Origin of the sequence: Lishizhenia sp., assembly GCF_033720595.1 — a bacterium.
GTDB lineage: Bacteria > Bacteroidota > Bacteroidia > Flavobacteriales_D > Crocinitomicaceae > Lishizhenia.
The window spans coordinates 1-23,827 of the sequence record NZ_JAWWCF010000018.1 but is presented as its reverse complement, the minus strand read 5'-3'; the positions used below and the strand labels follow the sequence as shown (position 1 = coordinate 23,827).

Annotated in this window: 22 protein-coding genes; 10 read left to right on the top strand and 12 right to left on the bottom strand. The window is 37.2% G+C overall.

Annotated features, from left to right (window positions below):
* From R3333_RS02490 to R3333_RS02465, 6 genes are all read right to left on the bottom strand, one after another.
* Positions 1-1,190 (bottom strand): PHP domain-containing protein (locus R3333_RS02490; RefSeq protein WP_318956994.1); only part of this gene is annotated, 1,190 nt, incomplete at its 3' end.
* A gap of 459 nt (positions 1,191-1,649) precedes the next feature.
* Complete coding sequence (locus R3333_RS02485; RefSeq protein WP_318956993.1) at positions 1,650-1,913, bottom strand: hypothetical protein; 264 nt, start codon at positions 1,911-1,913, stop codon at positions 1,650-1,652.
* Positions 1,914-2,036: 123 nt separating this feature from the next.
* On the bottom strand, positions 2,037-2,411 hold the full coding sequence (locus R3333_RS02480) for a hypothetical protein (RefSeq protein ID WP_318956992.1): 375 nt from the start codon (positions 2,409-2,411) through the stop codon (positions 2,037-2,039).
* 100 nt (positions 2,412-2,511) lie between these two features.
* Entirely contained in the window at positions 2,512-3,072 is a 561-nt protein-coding gene (locus R3333_RS02475) for a hypothetical protein (RefSeq protein WP_318956991.1), read from the bottom strand.
* Between the two features lie 10 nt (positions 3,073-3,082).
* On the bottom strand, positions 3,083-4,156 hold the full coding sequence (locus R3333_RS02470) for a cytochrome-c peroxidase (RefSeq protein ID WP_318956990.1): 1,074 nt from the start codon (positions 4,154-4,156) through the stop codon (positions 3,083-3,085).
* Positions 4,156-4,896: an MbnP family protein gene (locus R3333_RS02465; RefSeq protein ID WP_318956989.1), complete on the bottom strand. Its 741-nt coding sequence runs from the start codon at positions 4,894-4,896 to the stop codon at positions 4,156-4,158. The genes R3333_RS02470 and R3333_RS02465 overlap by 1 nt, the downstream gene beginning before the upstream one ends.
* Positions 4,897-4,983: 87 nt before the next feature.
* Between R3333_RS02465 and R3333_RS02460 the strand changes: the two genes are divergently transcribed.
* On the top strand, positions 4,984-8,136 hold the full coding sequence (locus tag R3333_RS02460; protein ID WP_318956988.1) for a UvrD-helicase domain-containing protein: 3,153 nt from the start codon (positions 4,984-4,986) through the stop codon (positions 8,134-8,136).
* Here R3333_RS02460 and R3333_RS02455 read toward each other — a convergent pair.
* The 3 genes from R3333_RS02455 to yidD form a co-directional block, all read right to left on the bottom strand.
* Positions 8,133-9,032 (bottom strand): endonuclease/exonuclease/phosphatase family protein, encoded by a 900-nt coding sequence (locus tag R3333_RS02455; RefSeq protein WP_318956987.1) that lies wholly within the window; start codon positions 9,030-9,032, stop codon positions 8,133-8,135. The two genes, R3333_RS02460 and R3333_RS02455, sit on opposite strands and share 4 nt — an antisense overlap.
* 264 nt (positions 9,033-9,296) lie before the next feature.
* A complete protein-coding gene (locus R3333_RS02450; RefSeq protein ID WP_318956986.1) occupies positions 9,297-11,927 on the bottom strand; it encodes a valine--tRNA ligase in 2,631 nt (876 codons plus the stop codon).
* 201 nt (positions 11,928-12,128) lie between these two features.
* Complete coding sequence (gene yidD / locus R3333_RS02445) at positions 12,129-12,437, bottom strand: membrane protein insertion efficiency factor YidD (protein WP_413468667.1); 309 nt, start codon at positions 12,435-12,437, stop codon at positions 12,129-12,131.
* Positions 12,438-12,658: 221 nt separating this feature from the next.
* On the opposite strand from yidD, the gene rpsF reads away from it, so the two are divergent.
* Genes rpsF through rplI form a run of 3 tightly spaced genes read left to right on the top strand, consistent with a single transcriptional unit; the run spans position 12,659 to position 13,777 of the window.
* Entirely contained in the window at positions 12,659-13,003 is a 345-nt protein-coding gene (gene rpsF / locus R3333_RS02440) for a 30S ribosomal protein S6 (RefSeq protein WP_318956985.1), read from the top strand.
* Between the two features lie 26 nt (positions 13,004-13,029).
* Complete coding sequence (rpsR, locus tag R3333_RS02435; protein WP_090249513.1) at positions 13,030-13,293, top strand: 30S ribosomal protein S18; 264 nt, start codon at positions 13,030-13,032, stop codon at positions 13,291-13,293.
* Between the two features lie 37 nt (positions 13,294-13,330).
* Positions 13,331-13,777 carry a 50S ribosomal protein L9 gene (rplI, locus tag R3333_RS02430; protein ID WP_318956984.1) on the top strand — a complete coding sequence of 149 codons (447 nt, stop codon included), beginning with the start codon at positions 13,331-13,333 and terminating at the stop codon, positions 13,775-13,777.
* Positions 13,778-14,238: 461 nt separating this feature from the next.
* On the opposite strand, the gene R3333_RS02425 is transcribed toward rplI, so the two are convergent.
* The 3 genes from R3333_RS02425 to R3333_RS02415 form a co-directional block, all read right to left on the bottom strand.
* Positions 14,239-14,961: a hypothetical protein gene (locus R3333_RS02425; RefSeq protein ID WP_318956983.1), complete on the bottom strand. Its 723-nt coding sequence runs from the start codon at positions 14,959-14,961 to the stop codon at positions 14,239-14,241.
* Positions 14,962-15,077: 116 nt separating this feature from the next.
* Entirely contained in the window at positions 15,078-16,106 is a 1,029-nt protein-coding gene (locus tag R3333_RS02420) for a hypothetical protein (protein WP_318956982.1), read from the bottom strand.
* Positions 16,103-17,038: a lysophospholipid acyltransferase family protein gene (locus R3333_RS02415; protein WP_318956981.1), complete on the bottom strand. Its 936-nt coding sequence runs from the start codon at positions 17,036-17,038 to the stop codon at positions 16,103-16,105. The genes R3333_RS02420 and R3333_RS02415 overlap by 4 nt, the downstream gene beginning before the upstream one ends.
* 98 nt (positions 17,039-17,136) lie before the next feature.
* Between R3333_RS02415 and lpxK the strand changes: the two genes are divergently transcribed.
* The 6 genes from lpxK to R3333_RS02385 are packed head-to-tail and all read left to right on the top strand — an operon-like array spanning position 17,137 to position 23,657.
* Positions 17,137-18,180: a tetraacyldisaccharide 4'-kinase gene (gene lpxK / locus R3333_RS02410; RefSeq protein WP_318956980.1), complete on the top strand. Its 1,044-nt coding sequence runs from the start codon at positions 17,137-17,139 to the stop codon at positions 18,178-18,180.
* Positions 18,161-18,973, top strand: coding sequence for a purine-nucleoside phosphorylase (locus R3333_RS02405; protein ID WP_318956979.1), 813 nt, complete (start codon positions 18,161-18,163; stop codon positions 18,971-18,973). The genes lpxK and R3333_RS02405 overlap by 20 nt, the downstream gene beginning before the upstream one ends.
* A 19-nt stretch (positions 18,974-18,992) precedes the next feature.
* Entirely contained in the window at positions 18,993-20,438 is a 1,446-nt protein-coding gene (gene gatB / locus R3333_RS02400; RefSeq protein WP_318956978.1) for an Asp-tRNA(Asn)/Glu-tRNA(Gln) amidotransferase subunit GatB, read from the top strand.
* 8 nt (positions 20,439-20,446) lie between these two features.
* Complete coding sequence (locus tag R3333_RS02395; RefSeq protein WP_318956977.1) at positions 20,447-21,688, top strand: TlpA disulfide reductase family protein; 1,242 nt, start codon at positions 20,447-20,449, stop codon at positions 21,686-21,688.
* Positions 21,689-21,715: 27 nt separating this feature from the next.
* Positions 21,716-22,846, top strand: a complete 1,131-nt coding sequence (locus R3333_RS02390; RefSeq protein WP_318956976.1) for a TlpA disulfide reductase family protein — start codon at positions 21,716-21,718, stop codon at positions 22,844-22,846.
* A gap of 1 nt (position 22,847) precedes the next feature.
* On the top strand, positions 22,848-23,657 hold the full coding sequence (locus R3333_RS02385) for a UDP-2,3-diacylglucosamine diphosphatase (RefSeq protein ID WP_318956975.1): 810 nt from the start codon (positions 22,848-22,850) through the stop codon (positions 23,655-23,657).
* The last annotated feature ends 170 nt before the right edge of the window (positions 23,658-23,827 follow it).

Genomic DNA, 23,827 nt, shown 5'->3' with positions numbered 1-23,827 from the left:
TTCTCCACAACATTTTTGTCGATACGAGGCACATAGTACATCCCGTCCGTAAAAGCAATAGAAGCCATTTTCGCCAAATTGTGGTAACCTCGCTTGTTTTTAGCCAACAATACAATTTGGTAACCGTTGTCTTTGTTACTTTTATCTAAGTGATCTCTACACACATTAAACTCACACCCGATTATAGGCATCAGTTCCTTTTTTGTATAGGGTTCTCCTTTTTCTTCTGCTTCAGCTCGTTCCGCTTTAATCTTATCGTTATGCTGGGTAATGTACTTTTCGAAGTGAAAAGCCGCCATCATGTTTCCTGTATCCGTAAGGGCTACCGCCGGCATATCTAAAGCTGCCGCTTTTGCAATCAATCCTTTGATATCCGTTGTAGATTGAAGAATAGAAAACTGACTATGATTATGAAGGTGAGTAAAGTTAACTCCCTCTAATTTTTCAAGTCCTTCCTTAATTTCAGCCTTAGAAACACTAGAAGTATCCGTTTTTAATTTGGCAGATTCTTCTTTTAAGTTGAGGTGGGTTAAGCCTACCCCTTCTATCATATTCGGGTTTACCGAAATGAAGTTATCGAAGTATTCTCTTTCTACTTCAAGCTCTTCGTCTGTAAAAACCTCTCTACGAATCAATTCAAAGAAACAACGCGTAGTTGCCTCCACATCGGCAGTTGCGTTGTGGGCTTCAGCAAAGGGTTGTTGGAATAAAAATTCGTGTAATTCTGTAAGGGTTGGTAATTTAAACTTACCTCCTCTACCTCCAGGTATCTTACACAAGTTCGCAGTAATCTCAGTACAGGTATCTAAAACGGGCATGTCTGCCATCGGAGAATCCACGCTTTGACGGAAGAACTCACAACCCATAATATTAACATCGAACCCAACATTTTGTCCGACCACAAATTTTGCCTTAGAAAGCGCAATGTTGAATTCCTCCAATACCATGTTCAGGTCTTCCCCTTGCGCCATGGCTAATTCAGTAGAAATACCGTGTATACGTTCCGCATCGAAAGGAATATCAAATCCATCCGGTTTTACCAGGTAATCTTTCGCCTCAATTAAGCGCCCCATATCATCGTGGAGCTGCCAAGCGATTTGTATACACCTCGGCCAGTTATCCGTATCTGTAATGGGAGCGTTCCAATCTCTCGGTAAACCTGTAGTTTCCGTATCAAAAATTATGTACATAGTGCTGGATTCTTTGCGAAAAGTAAAGATACAATTCTAGTACTTTTTGACCCGATAAAGTTACCCGAAGTTTTACACAAGTTTTACAGGTGACATAGGATGGCTTTGAGCATAAATTATTTAGCCCTTTTTAGGCTACCCTGCTGCTTTTCTAACGCTCCTTCGCGATTGTATCGCGGAAAGCACTTATTTAAAATCCAGAATTAAAATCTAATTCTAAAAAGAAAAGCACCGCCGGGCCAACGCTGCTACGCCTCTCCCACCTTTCTTTTCAACTACATTCTCCCAAAAGCTTCTAAAGTCGCTTTCTGTAAAATAAGTTTCAAAACAAAGTTGGTCTACGGGGTATACGCTTTTGTCCCTGGTAGACATTCTTTACCCTATAAGTTTTACTGGGTGTTGTATTTTCTTTTTGGGAGTGAGCACTTTAAAAATTTGAATTGAACTGAAACTAAATATTTAATAATCAAATCTTATACTATCCTCAATAAATATATTTTTATTTCTATCCATTACCAAACACTTGACTTGATCTCTATAGGTATAAAATTCACAAAAATACACGCTGTCAGGAACAACAAATGAAATTAGCCTAATTCTTTGAGCGCCATATTTTTCAGTTAAATATTTCGAGATATCATTGAACTCTCTATTCCCCACATGTTCAACAAACCCATCTTTAGAAAATCTCATGTAATCATTTAAAAATAAAGTTTGATTCATGTTATTCAATTTATTTGAAAAATTACACGAATAAGAAATTAATACACTTACTAAAATTATACTCAATTTACCCATTTAGTACTCTATCTTTTTTCTTCCATTCTCTAATAGCGGACTTCCCATTTAATTATTTGATTCACCTATTACATCTTCAATTTCTTTAGCCGTATATTTAATTGGATACAGGGTGATACTTAGCGGCAACTTTTCACTTGATATGTCTACAATAACTTTTTCATAATACAATGTTTCACAGACTAATCTATACTTATTACATCTCATATTATTTTCAAAAGTAAGCTTGTAGGTGTAATTTGTCGAATCACATTCGATGTATTTCCCGTACAAAATTTGGTTATTTGAATCGCAAATTTGTTTCAAATATATTCTTCCTGAAAACACATCATTATTAACCAATTCAACATTAACTACCATCGAATCTAACTGTCCATATGTATAATTAACAATATAAAACATTAAAAATATTAGACTTTTCATACCCGACATATTTTATTAATTAAGTTTTCTCCTGCTGCTATTCTAACTCCTTCGCTATTGTATTGCGTATGGAACGAACGTGAAAATTAACATCCTCTCACTAATCCAAACGCCCACATGAATCCTCCAACTCCACTATCTTTTGTAATAATTCAATATCATATTCAGCTTGAAGGTTATTTTCTAATATATAACTAAGGACATAACCGGAATTTAACATAGGATGTCTTTTCCTATCAAAACCTATATCATTAAAAACTTGAAACGCTAAAAACCTCGCCACCTCTCCATGTTCATTCAACAAATTAAATCCCTGACAATAATTTTCTTTTTGATATTTATATAACTTCAGTACTATTTCAAATCTACCCCTCTGATTATCTATTTCATGATCCTGATAATATTTTAATGTTTTTAAAAGCTCATTATTCTTTTTCAAACACACATTTAAACTCACACTGTTTGGTTCAAACATTTCAATTAAGCTATCTAGATTTTTAATCGTGTCATACTGAACTGTATTCTGATCATCGATTATCAATTCAGGTCCATGATTCTTATTTATCTTATCTGATTCATGCCTACATCCAAGGCACAAAAACAACAATAGACAAAGTAAAATATTCCCAACCGGCAGCTTAATATTTTCAAGTTGTTTCATATGAACAAAATCATTCCGGATCACTAAATGCTGGATTGGTAATAAAACTACTATCGGTTAAACAATGCAAGAAAGCCAAAACTGCATTCTTCTCATATTCGTCTAATTGTACACCGCCTTGGAAAGCAAATTCTATCATGGGGTCAAGGGTAGGACTTTGTTGAATCCCTGTTGAGTAATGGTCAATCACTTCTTCTAAGGTCGCAAAACGACCATCATGCATGTAAGGGGCTGTAAGGGCTATATTTCTCAAGGTTGGAACTTTGAATTTTCCTTCATCATTGGCGTCTCCTGTTACCTCTGCCCTTCCTAAATCTGTAAACGTAGCATCCAAACCATTATTACGGAGCCCTTCAATTTGTGCCATAGGTCCACTGTGACAATGAATACAATCCGCACCATTCAAACTTTTAAACAACTCGTAACCTTCTAACTCCTGATTGGTAATCGCATTATACCGAACCGTTTCAGCATCGCTGAGCGCTATTCCATTTTCTACTTTGTACAATATATCATACTCGGCATTCCCAGAAATCATGGTACGAATAAATTGAGCTACAGCTTTAGCCACATGTGTAGAATCATACTCATAGGTCCCAAAAGCTTCAAAGAACATGGCATTATACTTCACATCATCTTTTAACTTGAGTACCGCATTTGTCCAACTCTCGTGCATTTCAATAGGGTTAGGAACCGGCTCTAGAATTTGCTCTTCTAAAGTTTTGGACCTACCATCCCAAAAGAAAAAATGTTGATACCCTAAATTGACCAAAGCCATAGAGTTTCTATTTCCAGCAATCCCATCTATACCTGTAGAGGTCACTTCTCCATCAGAAAAAGAAAGATTTGGGGCATGACAAGAGGCACAACTCATGGTATTATCACCACTTAACCTTTCTTCATAAAAAAGATGTCGCCCGAGCTTTACACCTTCTTTGGTCATAGGATTATCCGCTGGAATATCCATTTTTGGAAAATGACTGGGCTCCTTTAAAACATAGGGTGTGGGTGAATAACTCACCACCTCCTCTTTACATGAGAAAACCAAAAGAGATAATAGCACAAAAAAGAATGCTTGCTTCATTACTTCGTTAAAGATTTTTCAAAATTATTCAATGCTTTTTGGGCCAAGACATCCATTTGACCTCCTTCATGAATAGAATGTTCTGAATTTACATGAATCGTGTCTGTAGAACCGTAAAAGAAATCATGCATCTCAAGATACAAATAAGCGCAATGAGTAGAGTCATTGATTTCTTTCGTAGTTACGTTTGTAAAACTCATACTTCTTAAATTCACATCTTTACCCACATGGTAAACAAAAGAATGATCATAGTTTTCCTGACCATCCATGAGCGTATCAGCCTTTCCTTCTACGGCAATAAAAATATAACCAGGGTCCCATCCCCAATGTAAGCCATCAACATTGGCAATATTCAAATCTTCATCATTCCCAAAAACCGTTGGATCTTGATGATTTAAATGATAGTTAACGCCTAAAAAAAACTGTAATTCTAACAAGTCATTCACAAGGTTCTTACCCTTATATAAATAGTCATTCTTTTCGAAGTTAAACAAGGCTCCTTCCTTGGTTGCACCATTATTGTTTGCATTCAAGTTCGTAGCAAAAAATGCAATTCTTTCGAATTTATACCCAACATTATCAACCCCCGTGTATCCTGTGTTCAACTCCATTTCTTCTCCGTTAAAAAGAGGAACAACCTTAATTTGAAAGTAGTGATTTGGCGTTGTATCTACTCTTTCTTTACAAGAAGAAAGAAGAATTAACCCTACGAATATAAATGAAGTAATTATTGATTTCATGGCATCCTTTTTTAGAATAACGATTAAAGATAACATTTCGTTTCCTAAGCTTGTTTATATTTATGACAAACCTTGGAAATAATTGGGATGGAGCAAGCATTGAGATCAGCAGATTTAAAAATACTAAGTGCCTCAGCAGGTAGTGGTAAGACCTTTAATTTGGTGCAAGAATTTTTAAAACTCACGCTTACACATGGCGAAAAAGGAAAGTTCTCAAGCATTATTGCCATGACCTTTACTAACAAGGCATCACTCGAAATGAAAGAGCGTATTATTGACGCGCTAGATTTACTTTCTAATGTTTACACCGAGGATGCTCAGCTTCAAAAGAAAAGACAATTATTACTTGAAACCACTACCATTAACACAGGTCTCAAGAAAGAAGAAATAGAAACAAAAGCGCGTTTAGTGCTAAAAGAAATCCTGCATCACTTTGAAGAATTCAATGTATTGACCATAGATAAATTCAGCTTGCGATTGATACGAACTTTCGCAAGAGATTTGGACATACAGCAAGACTTCAAGGTTGTTCTCGAAGAAAAAAAATTACTGGAACAGGTAGTAGATGAGTTACTTTCTAAAATTGGAACGGAAGACAACAAAAGATTAACTTCACTCGCCGTGCGCTATGCGAAAGCCAATTTAGACGAAGGTGAAAAATGGAATTTCCGTAAAAACCTGATTGACTTCAGTTCTGTTCTGATCAAAGAGTCTAACCAAGAATTTGTGCAGAAAGTACTTGAAAAAGACTACACTTCTGAAGAATACGACGGAATAAATGCTCACCTCAAACATATCAAGTTAGAGTTTGAAGGAAAAATAACATCTTGGATAGAACACTTTAACACCTACGGTTTAACCAAGGGTGATTTACCGGGAGGCGTTAATGGAGTATTGGGTTTACCCGATAAATTGAATAAAATGTTAGGGGCCACTCCTCAACGCTTAAAAACATACAAAGCCGTTGAAGAAGCCCTTGCTGGTACAAACTTAAAGGCCTCGCATGTTTTCCCAGATGCTTTAAAGCAATCGATAATTGGACTGTACACAGACACCAATAAACTGGCTGACGAATACTTCTGTTACAATTTATTGCGCAAGAATTTTTACAACCTTGCTCTCTTAAAATATGTAGGAGAACAACTGCAAAACATTCGTAAAGACGAAAGTATTATTCGTATTTCGGAGTTTAACGCGATGATATCCAAACTGATTTCTGAAGAAAACGCACCTTACATTTACGAAAGATTAGGTACAAAATTCAGTCACTACCTACTCGATGAGTTCCAAGACACCTCGCGTTTACAATGGTTGAATCTAATTCCATTGTTGCACGAGTCCATTTCTCAAGGTCATTTTAACTTAATTGTAGGAGATCCTAAACAAGCTATTTATAGGTTTAGAAATGGATTGGTAGAACAGTTTATTGAACTTCCAGAAATATACAACCCTGAACAAGATCCAAAACTAGGAGCAATTTCGCACCAGTTTAAGGTACAAGGGGAAAAACTTCCCTTAGAAGACAACTGGCGATCTTACAAGAACATTGTGGAGTTTAATAACGCCTTTTTCCCAGAGTTCATCGTTCCTTTACACAAAGACATGCAAGCGGCTTACCACGACGTAATTCAAAATCCGAAAGGAAAAGATGGTGGCTATGTTTACTTCAATCACTTTACAGAGAAAATGAACAACTCTGAATATGAAGAAGTGGAATTGGGCAGCATACACCAGTGGATTAGAGAATGTGAGGCAGATGGTTTTAAACGTGGTGACATTTGTTTATTGGCCAGAAATGCAAGCGACGGAAGACGTTGGGCGCAATACTTAACCAAACAAGAAGAAAACTATAAGGTGGTTAGTTCTGACAGTTTGGCCATAGGCGCAGATAAATCCATACAGCTATTTGTAGATTACCTCAACTTAAGAAGGAACTACAACAACTTCACGAAACAAACTCAATTTGCAGTAAGTTTTATTACACGTCAAGGCCTAGATCCTTTGGAAGAACTTCAAAGTTTCTGGGATGGAAGAGTAGGAAGATTAAACATGGATTTATTTGTTGAACACTACTTTGAAACGAAGGAAAAACTCGTTTTCAACTATGACAACCTCTACGATTTAGGTCAGCAATTTGCCCGCTTATTTAAAGTGGATGAGTTGAACAATCCTTACCTCCATCACCTGATGGAAATGTTACAGGATTTTGACGTAAATGAAGGTCCAGACACTAGAGCATTCCTAGATTTCTGGAACAGCGGCGGAAGTACGCAAACGGTTCAAATTCCAGAAAATGACGAAGCCATCAAAATAATGACGGTGCACAAATCGAAAGGATTAGAATTCCCTGTGGTGATGCTTCCAAACCTGGGATGGAAAATTAAAATGGATGAAAAAGTCTTTGTAGAAGACGACCAAGAAGTTTACTATACCTCCCTGAAAAAGAAGGATGCTCCTGGATTCATTATAGACCATTACGAAGAAGAAAACTTCAAAAAATTAATGGATGAATTCAACCTATTGTATGTAGCCATGACACGCCCCGTACAACGTATGTACGCGAATGTCCGTAAAAACGCTGAAGGCTATGTAGAAGATTTCGTTGCCAAACATTTGGCAGACATACAACATCCATCTCTACTAAAAAAAGAAGAAGAAGGAATTATTCAATACAGCTTCGGTGAAAAAACATTAAACACATCTACAGCGGAAGAACATACAGAAATATTCCGACCTGAAGCACTGAACGATTACCTGTGGTTCCCTGAAATCAGCTTGCAAGACAAGGAAGCTCTGGAGGAAGAAGATTTGAGTAGAGAAAGACGCTACGGAAATCAATTACACTATTTACTCTCTAAAGTGAATGACTTGGAGGAGCTTCCTCAAAAAATTAGAGCCCTAAAAATTCAAGGTAGACTAGAGCAAGAAATGCTGGAAGAACTTGAACAAGATGCTGAAAAAGCCTTAACCAACATAAAGTATAAACAACTCTTGGCCCAGGCTACGAAAATCATGAATGAGCAAGAGATTATATTGGATAAAGATGATATTAAACGTCCTGACAAATTGATTTTAACCAAAGACGGCGTAATACTTATTGACTACAAAACAGGGAAACAACAAAAAAAGGATGAAGCACAAGTGAAAAACTATGCCTTTGCCTTGAGAGAGTTAGGTTTTAGTGTGGTAGAAGGGTATTTATTCTACTTGAAAGAAAATGAATTAAAAAAAGTGTGTTAGAAATCAAGATGGATTGGGTGTACTTCGAATTTTAACCATGTAACTATTGGTAAATGATCGGATAAATCTCTAAACCCATCCAACCCTTCACATTGTTTCACCTCATCCAAGACAACTCCCTTCCCAAAAGACATACGCTCTGCTGTCCAGAAGAAATTATCAAATTCATGATTCAAGTAAACTCCATTTTTACACCTCCTTTTTAAACTTGTAGGTTGATCGTCTAATACGTTTTTCATTCCTTGCTCATACAAGCTCGACCAAGCCGAATGATCTTCGTCTAAATTAAAGTCACCACAAATAAGGATGTTCTTTACTTGAGAACTATCTATTATCTCCGACAAGTGAACCACTTCTAACTCCGGTTTTTTACCTGCACTAACGGCATGAAAAGTAGAGATAGAAAAAGTATCTATTCCCCGGAGCGGTGAAAACAAAGCTTGAAAAGGCTCTCTGTCGCACTCCTTATCTAAATATGCCAATAGCTTTGGTGTACCCATTAATTTTAAGTTATCAGACTTCCATATAAAAGCATACCGTTCTGAAGCATATGCAGAGCTACTGTTGGTCTTTTCACTTAAGACGTATAGATAATCATCACCCTGCTTATTCAGTTCATTCATGAGTCGATTTACAGCATCCACTCCCCCATCTCCAGCCACTACTTCCTGAATAGCAATTAAGTCATAGGGTTTTAGAATACGCGCAATACGACTTAACTCTTCTTGGTTTTTGGTTTGACCAAAATCTTGAATATTCCAAGAAAGTATAGCAATAGAATCGTAGGTCGCAGTAGTGGTTACTGCTTTACTTGGCGCCAGTACTTTCCTCAACGCGCAGGTATTGAGCAAAAAACCTATGACCAAAATAAATACTATTCCTAAAAGATTCTTCATACAAAAATGAAAATACACAAATAACTAAGTTCTTAGATGTAGCCGAGAGAAAAGTTTCAAACAGGGATAGTACTGATAGCGCCTGAAGGTGTTTTTTATTTGAGGCTTACTTTGGGTAGGGCGACTAAAAGAAGCCTTAGCTAAAGTTTTAGCCGAAACCAAAAACAACAAAGGACTAAAAGGGATAGCCCGGCCGTTTGCCTTAAACACAAAAAAATCCGTGACCAAATCAATGATCACGGATTGCTGTAGTTTACGCTACAATTATTTTAAAGCCTCTAGCTTCTCTTCTAAAATTTTAATTTTTCCAAGAGCGTCTGCTTCTTTTTTCTTCTCACTCGCTACAACTTGCTCTGGAGCGTTGTTTACGAATCTTTCGTTACCTAATTTCTTTTGAACAGAAGTTAAGAACCCTTTTGTGTAGTTCAATTCTTCTTCTAGCTTTTTGATCTCAGCTTCTACATCAATATCATCACCGAAAGGAACGTAGTATTCGTTACCATCAACGATGAAAGAATAGGCGTTTGCCAATTTCTCATCTGAATAAGTTAAGGTAGCTAATCCACCCATCTTAACAATTACAGCATCTAACGCATCACTTGCATCATTGTTTTTCTTGATAGACAAGTCTAACTTGATCTTGTTGGCAATGTTGTTTTGCTTTCTAATATTTCTTAAACCTCCGATTACTTCGAACGCTAAATTGAAATCATTCAACAAGGCTTCGTTTACTGTTTCTAAAGCTGGCCATTGTGCCAAAATGATGTCATCACCTTCTGCTCTCTCTCTCAATAAGTGCCAAATTTCTTCCGCTACGAATGGCGTGAAAGGCTGCATTACTTTCAAAATTTGCTCAAAGAAAGTTTTTGTTGCTTCTAAGGTTGCCGCATCAATAGGCTGCTGGTAACCTGGCTTAATCATTTCTAAGTACCAAGAACAGAAATCATCCCATACTAACTTGTAAGTTCCCATCAACGCATCAGAAATTCTGAACTTGTCGTACTGATCATTGATGTAAGCTAAACGACTGTTAAACTTCGCTTGGAACCACTCGATCGCTTTCTTAGAAGCCTCTGGCTGCTCCATATCTTTTACTTCCCAAGAACTTACTAAACGGAAGGCATTCCATACCTTGTTCGTAAAGTTACGTCCTTGCTCACACTGGCTTGAGTCAAACGGTAAATCGTTACCTGCAGGAGAGCTTAACAACATCCCTACACGTACACCATCAGCACCGTACTTCTCAATCAACCCAATTGGATCTGGAGAATTACCTAATGATTTAGACATCTTTCTTCCTAACTTATCTCTAACGATACCTGTGTAGTATACGTTTTTGAAAGGAATTTGTCCGCCCATATATTCTTTCCCTGCAATGATCATACGAGCTACCCAGAAGAACATAATCTCTGGAGCCGTTACCAAGTCATTGGTTGGGTAGTAATAATTAATTTCCTCGTTGTTTGGCTGCGTTAACCCGTTGAAAACAGAGATAGGCCATAACCAGCTAGAGAACCATGTATCCAATACATCCTCATCTTGCTTAAGCTCTGCCTCAGTGATTGTTCTTCCACTCTTCTCTGAAGCTAATTTTAAAGCTTCTTCTAGCTCTTTAGCTACAACAAAATCGTCAGCTCCTTCACCGTAATACCAAGCTGGAATTCTGTGTCCCCACCACAATTGGCGAGAAATACACCAGTCTTTAATGTTTTCCATCCAGTGCTTGTAAGTATTCTTCATGTTGTCTGGGTGGAATTTAATCTCTCCATCCATTACCGCGTCCAATGCTGGCTTAGACAACTCTTTCATATCTACGAACCACTGTAAAGAGATTCTTGGTTCAATTACCGCATCTGTTCTTTCAGAGAAACCAACTTTGTTAATGTAGTCTTCTACCTTAACCATGTATCCTTTCTCCTCCAATTCTTTGGCAATCTCTTTTCTTACCTCAAATCTATCTTTACCTGCGTAGTGCAACCCGTTTTCGTTTAGGGTACCATTCGCATTTAAAATATCTATCGTTTCTAGGTTGTGCTTCTTCCCTAAATCGTAGTCATTCACATCGTGTGCAGGAGTAATCTTCAAACATCCTGTACCGAATTCCATATCTACATACTCATCAGCTATTACAGGAATACTTCTGTTAGCGATAGGAACGATAACTTTCTTTCCATGCAAATTTGCAAAACGTGCATCGTTAGGGTTAACACAAATCGCAACGTCACCTAAAATCGTTTCTGGACGCGTAGTTGCAATAGTTAACCAATCGTCTTCTGTACCTTCTATCTTGTAACGTACATTAAACAATTTAGAGTTTACTTCTTTGTGAATTACCTCTTCATCACTCAATGCAGTTTGCGCTTCAGGATCCCAGTTAATCATACGTGCTCCACGGTAAATCTTTCCTTTTTGGAAAAGATCAATGAAAACGTTGATTACAGATTCTGAATACTCCTCATCCATGGTAAAGCTTGTTCTTTCCCAATCACAAGAAGCTCCTAATTTCTTTAACTGATCTAAAATAATTCCACCATGCTTATCTTTCCATTCGTAAGCATGCTCCATAAACTCATCACGTGTAAGGTCAGACTTCTTAATTCCTTCCTGACGTAATTTGTTTACCACTTTCGCTTCTGTAGCAATAGATGCGTGATCGGTACCTGGTACCCAACAAGCATTTTTACCTTGCATACGTGCACGACGGACTAAGACATCCTGAATAGTATTGTTCAACATGTGTCCCATGTGCAGGACCCCTGTTACGTTGGGTGGCGGTATAACCACAGTATAAGCCTCTCTATCATCTGGCGTACTGTGAAAATATCCTTTATTCATCCAATGCGAATACCATTTTTCTTCAGCCTTGGTAGGCTCGTATGTCTTAGGAATTTCCATGTGTTAAAATATTTGCGGGCAAAGATAATTAAATTAAGGCAGAGAAGCCCATGGAAAGCGGGCCAATATTGTTGCGTAAATAAATAAAGTAATCGAGCGTAATTTTTTGGGCCAACAATCGCGCTATACGCTAAAGTCCTCTCCCCAAAAATCTTGGGGATGCGGGCTACCGCTACTATCGCTGTTTGAAACGCGAGAGCTCTATTTCTTTTTCTTTTTTTGAGGAACTGGATCATCACCAAAACCACCCCAGGGGTGACAACTGGCAATTCTTTTGGCAGCGAGCCAAGTACCTTTAAAAGGTCCCCACACTTTAAGTGCCTCTACAGCATAGGCCGAGCACGTTGGGTTATACCTACATGCGGCCGGTGTTAACGGCGAAATCAGGTTTTGGTAGAGTTTTACCAAAAGTATAAGCGGAGCAATTGCTATTTTTTTGAGGATGTTCACAGAGGCTAAAGGTAAAATGAATTTCTTTAAGGTGTTATTTAAAGGAACAAAAATCAACACGAGTGTCTTGCTCTTATGCTGTCATTCAATCTACACCTTCAACTAAAAGGTATAAAATTCTTTTCCTGCTACAGGTAAACACACCGAAAAATCGAATATACAGAAGTCTTACCTATCACGGCGCTCTAACCTAGGAGGTAAAAACCAAAAAACTTTTCCTGCAAATTTCTCTTTATCAAAGAAAAGCTCTATCTTTGCGGGCTCAAATAAAATGTTTAATTATGAATAACTACGAAACTGTTTTCATTTTAACTCCCGTTTTGTCTGAAGATCAGGCAAAGGAAGCAGTAAAAAAGTACGAAGAGGAAATTAAAGCTCTTGGTGGAAACGTTACTCACTCTGAGTCTTGGGGACTTAAGAAGTTGGCTTACCCTATCCAGAAGAAAACTACTGGATTCTACTTCATGTTAGAATTTGAAGGAGAAGGTAAAGAAATCGCTGATTTAGAAGTTGCTTTCAAACGTGACGAAAGAGTAATGCGCTTTTTAACTACTAAAATGGACAAGCACCACAAAGCGTGGGCTGACAAAAGAAGAGCTAGAAAATCTGCTAAGGCGGAAGCTTAATTTATTAATCGTATAAAAAGAGAATCATGGCACAAAATGATATCAGATATTTGACTCCGATTAACATCGAAATCAATAAAGACAAGTACTGTCGTTTTCAAAAAAGTGGAATTAAATTTGTTGACCACAAAGACGCAGATTTCTTATTAAAGCTAGTTAACGAGCAAGGTAAAATTTTACCAAGAAGAGTTACTGGTACTTCTGCAAAATTCCAGAAAAGAGTAAACAAAGCAATTAAAAGAGCGCGTCATTTAGCTATCTTACCATACGTTGGTGATCAGTTAAAATAAGACCCGGTTATTGTTGAATTTTTAAAAATATTGAACGATGGAAATCATTTTAAAGAAAAACGTTGATAACTTAGGGTACAAAGACGATGTTGTAACTGTTAAGAATGGATACGCTCGTAACTTTTTGATCCCTCAAGGATACGCTATCATGGCTTCTGCGTCTGCTATTAAAGCACACAACGAAGTATTGAAACAGCGTTCTCACAAAGAAGAGAAAGTTAAAGAAGAAGCTGCTGAACTAGCTGCTAAATTAGAAGGTGTTAAAGTTTCTATTGGAGCAAAAGTTGGTGAAAACGGTAAAATCTTCGGATCTGTTAATACTTTACAATTGGCTGAAGCATTAAAAGCTGCTGGTGTAGAGATTGACCGTAAATCATTAAAAATCAAAGACGAGCCTATTAAAGAGGTTGGTTCTTACGAAGCTGAAGCTAACTTACACAAAGAAGTTAAGCAAGCTTTCACTTTCGAAGTTGTTGGTGAGTAATTCACTACTAATGATATATAAAAAGGCTGTTCATTTCGAACAGCCTTTTTTTTTGTACCCTATTTTTTCAACCCTTTATTTCGGTGGAACAATTCACTGCCTAACTCTTATCCTCCTAACTACATAAAGACCACTTATAAGTACAGACAAGGTATTCTTACACCTCTGCCGTCAATGCTTTAAATTGACACATAATTTCGTTTCAGTATTTCGTTTGAAGACCGTAACTCTATCCCTGCTCCTTCATTCTACTCCTTGCTTCGAACTCTAATGAGGAGCAAAAAGGCCCTCATTCTAGACAATGGGATATGGAAGCAAGTCCCATCCGTATACCACAAGGGTAAAAAAGCCCTAAACTTTTCTACATGATTTAGGTTCACCACTCCCTTTTCAAGAAAACTGAGCACAAAAAAAGGACGATTTCTCAACCGTCCTTTTCTAATTAATTATATCTTCTTTTCTTAAGAGTTCACAACCTCATCGTATTGATCTTGGAACATTTGATCATCTTCAAACCAAGGCGCTACTTTATCTAATAATTCTTTCGCCTTTGCATTTTGACGCATTTGAACATAGATTTTTGCCGTTTCAACAACTCCTATTCGCAACATATCAAAATCTTCTTGCAACCATCCGTCAGTTGTTTCTACTTTATCTAAGAGCTCGTCTGCGTCTTTCCACTTATTACGAGCTGTAGTTTTATCACCTCTGTGGTAACGAATAGCTCCTTCTAAATAGTTTGCTCCGATTTCTTCTCTATCGAACTTGTACATTTTAATTACCCAAGCAAAAGCTCTCCTGTAAGAACCTACCTCAACTTCGTTAGCAATCATCTCCACAAGGTATTGCTTCACTTCAGAGAAAAACTCTCTGTGCTTTTCAAATACAGATCCATCTTTGTCTTTACGCATAAACTTACCAATGTAAGTTAAGGCATCTTTAAAAGCATTCTCATATTCCTCATCTCTATCAGAAATGAAAGAAATATTATAGTAAGCTAAGGCCACGTAGTAATAAGGCTCCGCGTCATTTTTAGTATCGTCCTTTTCAGTGTACTTAACCCCTTGCTTAATTAATTTCTCCCAATTTTTATCGGCCTTGAGTATTAATAAATCTTCGTAAGTCTCTTGTGCAAATGTGCCAAAGCCAATTGTTAATAATAATAGTGTCAATAATTTCTTCATGATACTTGTGTTTTCAACCAATATATTCAAATATTATGCCCTCATATAAGGACATTTGGATTTTAACAAATCCTTAACAGCTTCTTTTTACGCAGAAAAGTAAGCTCAGTTTCAATTTAATCTACTTTAATGCTAAATATTTTCACTTTACCATTACGGGTAGTTCCGTAAAGTTTGCCTTTATACAAAGTTAATGAAAAGGCCAGAGTTTTACTCAGTGATTTCCAACGTTTTCCTCCGTCAAGAGAGTAATCAATACCGTTTCTCCCTGAACAATACAAAATTTCATTTTCTTCATCATAAATCACACATGATCTATAACCATTAGGCATCTTATCTGAAGGCTTCCAAGTTTGTCCTTTGTCTGAAGAAACAAAACAAGTTTTCTTCCTTTTCCCCGGTTCAGTGTAGTTCCCTCCAACAACCACAAAAGTGCTATCATCAATAGACGTCATAGAAAAAGCACCACTACCCTCTCCGCTTTCAAAAGGCATTTCAGTTTTCGTGTATTTCAATTCAACAAACTCACTTTTTTTGAAACTCACCGTATAGAAAACGCTTTTTGATCCTCCGGTTACAAAAACAAAACTTGTATCACTTAACATTTTCAAGGTACTTCCACTGGCTGCATATCCAAACTCCCCATCGGGTGCAGGTATCATGTATGACATATTCGACCAGGTATTCCCATAATCAAAACTGCAATACAAACTAAAAAAACCATTCACCGGGTCTCCCATCATCACAGCTACACCTGTAGAAGTCATATCCAATACATCCAAGAAGACAGAATCAAAAATAACCGTATCTATATAACGTGTAGTTTGACCTTCTACCCACATCAACTTCCCGGTACTTCCCGACTTCATAGTTAGGAGTCCTTGCTGAGAACGATAAAGATCTCGTATTTCTACCATCTCACTACTTCCGTATTGAGCTTTTAAAAGATCCTTTTCTAGATTATAATGATAAAGTATTCCATTGGACGTCCCTAAATACAGCCCCGTACTATCTACATGTATCGCTCTCGCATAACAGGTATCGGCTCCTACTTGTATTTCTTGAATCTGCTCAACTTTCACTTGCCCGTAAACAACTTGGCTCAGCAGGACTAACGCAAATTTTAGTAGTAGTAATTTCTTCATTTAATTTTCTGAATTAATTGATTGAACTTTTCTTTTTGTTGCTCCTTTAATCCCTCGAGATCTTCTGGAATAGTTCGCTTCCATCTTTTGTGGGACCATATCCAAAACTCTGGATGATTGAGGATGGTTGCCTCCATTTCACGGGCATGTTTTTCTGTAATCTCCCCCCAAGTTGTTGACCTTGGATCTTTTTCTAGGACTTTTAAGTACAACCTATAATAACCTCTACTTATCTTTTTCATTTCGTAATAAACGACAGCCGTATTGTAATTAACAGCCAAGTACTCTGGTCCGTATAAAACCGGAGTTAAGTTTCCTAAAAATTGCATCCAATAACTTTTAAGACTATCACCCGGAGATTGATCTGCCAATAACAATACCGCAGCAGGATTTCCAGAGTTCAGGTATTGCTTAAAACAAGCTTTTAGCGCTTTATTATTGGTTACAGTCATCCCGTAACGCTCACGTCGCGCATTCATTTTCTTATTAAAGAAACCATTCGACAAAGGCTTACCAACACCTATTGCCTTATGAGAAAACAAGGCATCCTGAATCAAAATTAACCATTCCCAGTTGTTGTAGTGCCCCCCAACAAACAGCACATCCTTCCCTTCGGCATAAAGTTCTTCCATCACCTCAGGATTCTCCACGGTTACTCTTTTAAGTAAGGATGCTTTAGAAATAGACAATCCTTTAACAGACTCCATCAATAAGTTCGAAAAGTACCTGTAGAACTTACGCACCAAAGCTTTCTTTTCTTTGTTCGAAAGCTTAGGAAAGACTCTTTCTATGTTGGCAATAATTACCTTTTTGCGATACGGCAATACAGAAAGCAATAGTAAATACAGTATATCTCCAATTCCATACAGCAACCAAAGCGGCAGATAGGAGAACGGAAGTATTATTAAATAGTATGCTATTTTCGAAATCATAAGATGCTTCAAATGTAAATAAATAAGGTTAAATCACTTTCTCTAGAAAGCTTTACTTTTTTCTTTCATTGCTCCACTCATTTATTACTTTTGAAAGAGTGAAAAATTTACTTAAAATATTCATACCCATTGGTTGGCTATACGGCAGTGTTATGGCACTTCGAAACATGATGTTCAATCTTGGAATATTAAAAACATATAACGCTAAAATCCCTACCATATCTGTTGGGAATTTGAGCATGGGAGGTACTGGAAAAACACCGCATGTTGACTTCCTGATTTCTCACTTTAAAAGCAAATTTCAACTTGCGGTTTTATCGAGAGGTTATGGTAGAAGAACCAAGGGATATTTAAAAGTCACCGAGCATTCTTCCGCTGAAACCGTTGGTGACGAACCTTTACTTTACAAACTTAAACATAAAGAGGAAATAGAGGTTGCCGTTTGCGAAGACAGAACTTTGGGGGCTCAAAAACTAGAGCAAGGAGCATTTAACCTATTGATATTAGATGATGCCTATCAACACAGAAAAATAGGCAGAGATTGCAACATACTTATTACAACTTTCGACGAACCTTTTTACAAAGACCATGTTGTTCCTGCAGGAAGACTTAGAGAATATAGAAGAGGGAAAAATAGGGCAAATATTATCGTGGTAAGTAAGTGTCCTAAAAGTTTATCCTCCGAGGATAAAAGGAAAATTGAGCGCAAAATAAACCCATCCAATAAGCAAAAAGTATTCTTTTCGAACATAGATTATGGAGCAATTTTACCCATCAGTTCTCAAGAAGCATGGAACAGTGAAAACTTACCTGAAGAAGTACTTTTAGTAACGGGAATTGCCAACCCTGAACCCTTGCAAAAAGAACTTGAAAAGAAATTTAAAGTAGAATTAATGTCCTTTCCAGACCATCACAATTACACAGTGAATGATCTGAATAAAATTCACACTATTTTTGATACCTTTGTGGGTCAAAATAAGGCCATCATCACAACGGAAAAAGACTTGATGAGATTGAAACAACCACAATTGTTAAAACTCATAGAAAATCGTCCGTGGTATTACCAAAGTATAACGGTAGGCCTTGATGAAGAAACAAACTTTTTAAAGCAAATAGAAAAACATGTTAGCGCAAATAAATGAGGCGGTAAGCTTCCTTCAAAATAAAGTAGATTTCCAACCTGAGTTTGGAATTATTTTAGGTACTGGATTAGGTGGTTTAGTGAAAGAAATCACTATTTCTCATGAGGTTTCTTATGAGGATATTCCTCACTTCCCTGTTTCTACAGTTGAGAGTCACTCTGGAAAATTAATTTTTGGAGAACTTGGAGGGAAAAAAGTTGTAGCAATGCAAGGTCGTTTCCACTTTTATGAAGGGTACTCAATGCAAGAGGTTACTTTCCCTGTTCGCGTATTAAAGCAATTAGGAATCCAGCGTTTATTTGTGAGTAACGCATCTGGAGGAGTTAATCCAGACTTCGAGGTTGGTGAAATCATGATTTTAGATGACCACATTGACTTCTTCCCTGGAAATCCTTTAATTGGTAAAAACATCGATGAATTAGGACCGCGTTTCCCGGATATGTCTGATGTATACGACAAAGACATGATTGCAAAGGCAAAAGAAGTTGCTGCCGAAGAAGGAATCAAAGTTTCTACAGGGGTTTACTTAGGATTAACTGGACCAACTTTAGAAACACCAGCAGAATATAGAATGATTAGAACATTGGGGGCTGATGCTGTAGGAATGTCAACCGTTCCTGAAATCATTGTTGCTCGCCACATGGATTTACCATGTTTTGCTATTTCTATCATTACTGATTTAGGAGTTCCTGGAAAAATTAAAAAGGTAAGCGTTGCCGATGTTATTGCAGTTGCCAACCGTCAGGAGCCTAAGATGACAACTATCTTAAAAGAATTAATTACAAAATTATAAATCACTTATACTTTACAAGGTGAGAGAGAATTACGAAGCAGTTATAGGTTTAGAGGTTCACGCCCAAATGCTTACAAAAACAAAAGCATATTCCAACGATGTGAATGAATATGGGGCAATGCCCAATACAAATATTAGTGCAATTACTTTAGGACATCCTGGAACATTACCCGTGATGAACAAAAAGACAATTGAATACGCCATCAAATTAGGATTGGCGTTGAATTGTAACATTGCCGAAGACCAATACTTTGCAAGAAAGAACTATTTCTACCCCGATTTACCAAAAGGTTATCAGATTACGCAGGACAAGACGCCAATCTGTACGGGTGGTTCTGTAAAAATTAAAACCAAAGACGGTGTAGAAAAAGAAATCGGTATTACGCGTATTCACATGGAAGAGGATGCTGGAAAAAGTATTCACGATGTAGATATGTACGACACCTTGGTTGACCTTAACCGTGCCGGTACTCCTTTATTGGAAATTGTAACTGAGCCGGACTTAAGATCTTCTGATGAGGCATATGCTTACCTACAAGAGGTTAGAAAATTATTGAGATACTTGGAGATCTGTGACGGTAACATGGAGGAAGGTTCAATGCGTTGTGACGCCAATATTTCGGTAATGAAAAAAGGGAGTAAAGTGTTTGGTACCAAAGTAGAGGTTAAAAACATGAACTCTATGCGTAATGTACAACGTGCCATTGAATTCGAAATCAATCGTCAGATTGAGGCTTTGGAAAATGGAGAAGAATTGTTCCAAGAAACAAGATCTTTCGATGCATTGAACAACAGTACAATTTCTATGCGTTCTAAAGAAGCGGCGAATGATTACCGTTACTTCCCTGAACCAGATATTCAACCTATTCGCGTAACTGAAGATCAGATTAAAGTTGTAAAAGCAGAAATGCCTGCCTTACCGAATGATTTGTTTGAAAAATACACAAAGGAATACAAGCTTTCTGAATACGATGCAAGCAACCTTATAGAAGCCAAGCCTATCGCTTTATTTTATAACGAGGTTACTTCATTTACTAAAAATTACAAAGCGGCAGCAAACTGGATCATGGGTGATGTTAAATCCTTTTTGAACCAACGCGGATTGGAAATGAAAGACTTCCCAATCTCTGCTGAACAAATCGCTAAATTGATAGGAATTATAGATGAAGGTAAAGTAAGTTCTACTGTAGCTTCTCAATCTATTTTCCCGGCTATGTTAGAAGCTCCAACCAAAGATCCTTTAGCAATTGCTCAAGACTTGAACTTGATACAGGAATCAGATGAGGATAGTATCAAAGATTACATTTCGCAAGTTATCGAACAACATCCAAGTGAAGTGGAACGTTACAGGAGTGGAGAAAAACAACTTACTGGATTCTTTATGGGACAATTAATGCGTCTTTCGAAAGGAAAAGCAGACCCGAAAGCAGCCAATAAGTTAATGAGAGAAATGTTAGAACAATAATGAAAAAAGTGAATAAAATATTCCCTATTATCTGTACAGCTGTGTTACTTACAGCTTGCTCAGATGACAATAACAACACAAACAGCGTTTCGGGTGAAGAAACTGCCGGAGTTCAGCAAAATGTCCCCGCTGAATCAAAGGTTACCCCAACTCAAAACTTGGAACAGAACTTCGTAGTTACGGGTAAGGTTGAAAATGGTATTCATGCCGAAATGGTGGTGGAAACAACAACACCTCGTGGAGTAATTGTTCTGGGTAAATCTCATGCTGATGAAGATGGGAATTTTAAAATTACAGGAAACATTCCAGCTTTAGGTCTTTACCAATTAAGGCTCAATGAAAGCAACCCGAATTCACAGAAGGTTGTACCATTAAGCTTGGTACCGGAAGATTCAGTGAACGTCGTAGTAAACTTCGATGATTTTAACAGTACCCCTAAATATTCTGGTACAGAATGGGCTCCTGTTTTAAATGAATATTTCGAACATTTGTTTGGCTTCCTTTCTTTCCAGAGAAATTTAAAAGATCCTCAAAAGTACAGTCAAGACGAATTGTTAAAAATGATTGTAAAGGAAAGTAAACCTATGGATGACTTCTGTATTGACGCGATTACAAATGATAGCGACAATCCAGCGAACATCATTTTGGTTCAGCAAGTATATCCTAAAGAATATTTAGGTGGATTTGAAAACTGGGATCCAAAAAACCTTGATGTGTTGAGAACAATGCAAGATGGTTTTATGAAGTCATACCCACAAAACCCATTGTCTCAAGCCATAGGTCAACAAGTTAGTCAAATCGAAAATGGATACAATGAATACTTATCTTTCTCTAAAATGAAGGTAGCTCCGGAGATTGCAATGCCGGATCCGAATGGTATTGAAAGAAGATTATCTGACCTTAGAGGAAAATATGTGTTAATTGACTTCTGGGCTTCTTGGTGTGGACCTTGTAGAAAAGAGAATCCAAACGTAGTGCGTTTATACAACAAGTACAAAGACAAAGGATTTGATATCTTTAGTGTTTCACTTGACAAAGATGCCGAAGCATGGAAAAGAGCTATTAAAGCAGACAACCTCAGCTGGGAGAATCACGTCAGTGAATTGAACTATTGGAACTCTTCAGTAATACAGACGTATAAATTCCAAGGAATACCTTTCACTGTTTTAGTAGATAAAAACGGAGAGATTATTGCAAAAGGATTAAGAGGTCAAGCACTTGAAAACAAACTGAAAGAACTTTTAGATTAATAACTAAATAAAAACGAGAACATCAGAATGACTAAAGTATTTATCACATTTTTACTATTCGCAACATCGCTAGTTTACGCACAAGGAACGGGAGAAAAACCTTCTACTATTCACATCGAGCTTAGTGGAACTATATTCAACCTTCCTAATGATACCCTGTACATTTCCCAATTGATGGGAAGACAGTATCACGATTACGATAAAGCTGTTGCCGATAAAAATGGAAACTTTAGTTTTTCTACAGATCTTCCTAACCCCGATTATTATGTACTCAGGTTAGGAAATCATTCTCACTTGAACATTATTTTCCGTGAGAATGATAGTATTCAAGTTTACGGTGATGGTAAAAACATATTGTTCTTTTCTAATATCATTGGTTCACCAGAAAGTACTGACATGAATGACTTTTTGCGTACCTATGAAGTTTTCAAAAGAGATAAGGATAGTGCTACCATGTTGATGAGACAGTTTCCCAATCAACAAAAAGCAATTACACAACAATTTCAACAAAAGTACCTAAGGTTTACAGCAGAACGTTCTAGGTTTACTTCTAATCATAGAAAATCACCTGCATTAATTGCCGTGATTAATACCTATGCTATACCGAACGAGTACAAAGAATACGAAGCTGTAGCTAAAGATTTATTAGAAGGTTTTCCAGAAAGTAACGTGGTTCAAAGTATCCGTCAACAAATGGCGCAACACAAAGCCAAGTATGAATCTTCTCAACTTCTAGCTTCAGGTAAACCAGCACCAGAAATTGCCATGCCTGATGCCAATGGCGACACATTACGTCTGTCTGATTTAAAAGGAAATGTTGTATTAATTGATTTTTGGGCATCATGGTGTGGGCCATGTAGAAGAGAAAACCCGAATGTGGTAAAACTTTATGAGAAATACCACGATGCAGGCTTTGAAGTATTCAGTGTCTCATTAGATGGTAGAAAAGAAAATTGGTTGGCTGCTATAGACGCCGATAATTTAAAATGGGATAGTCACGTAAGTGAGTTAAATAAATGGAACTGTAGTGCACGTGCTGATTATGGTTTTAGTGGAATTCCATTCACCGTTTTAGTAGATAAGGAAGGTAATATCATCTCAACAAATCTGAGAGGAGTAGCATTAGAAAGTGCTTTATCCAGTATATTTGGATACTAAGATGTCACAACACCAAAAAAAGAAGGTTTATTTCGCTTCAGACTTCCATCTGGGCGCACCCAATAAAGAATCAAGTCTCATTCGTGAAAAGCGTATTGTTAAATGGTTAGATACCATAAAAGACGATGCGTTAGAAATATTTCTGGTCGGAGATATATTTGATTTTTGGTTTGAATATAAGGAAGCGATTCCGAAAGGATTTGTTCGCCTTCAAGGCAAAATCGCTTCGTTGACAGACAAGGGTATTCCTGTTCACATTTTCACAGGAAATCACGACATGTGGATCTTTGATTACTTACCAGAAGAACTAGGCGTACAACTGCATAGAGAACCTATAGAAAGAACTTTTTACGGTAAAAAATTCTACATTGGTCACGGAGACGGTTTAGGTCCGGGTGACCGAGGTTATAAAATGATCAAAAAGATATTCAGCAATTCATTCTTCCAATGGTGTTTTGCACGTTTACACCCCAATTTCGGAATCGGAGTTGCGAATTATTCCTCTCGTAAATCAAGAGCAAAAACTGGGAACGACGACGATAAGTACCTGGGAGAAGATAGAGAATGGTTGGTACATCATTGTAAGGATATATTGCAAGAAGAACATTTTGACTACTTCATTTTTGGTCACAGACATTTGCCATTAGACATTCAATTAAATGATAATAGTAGGTATTTAAACCTCGGAGATTGGATTAAGTACTACACTTATGGAGTATTTGATGGAACGGACTTAAAACTCCTTCAAAACACACCAGAAAACGTATTGGGTAAAGCTTATACATTTACCCATCAAAATAAAAAAGGTTAGCGCTCGCTAACCTTTTTTATTTCATCTATTAATTCTATTTCAGCTTTTACGCGAGCCTTGTTCTTTTTATAACGCTCTTTATTATATTCAACTATCTTTTTATCCTTTGCAAACCACTTACACCCAGGTTTAGTGAGATTGGCATGCCTTCCACACATATTTACACGCAT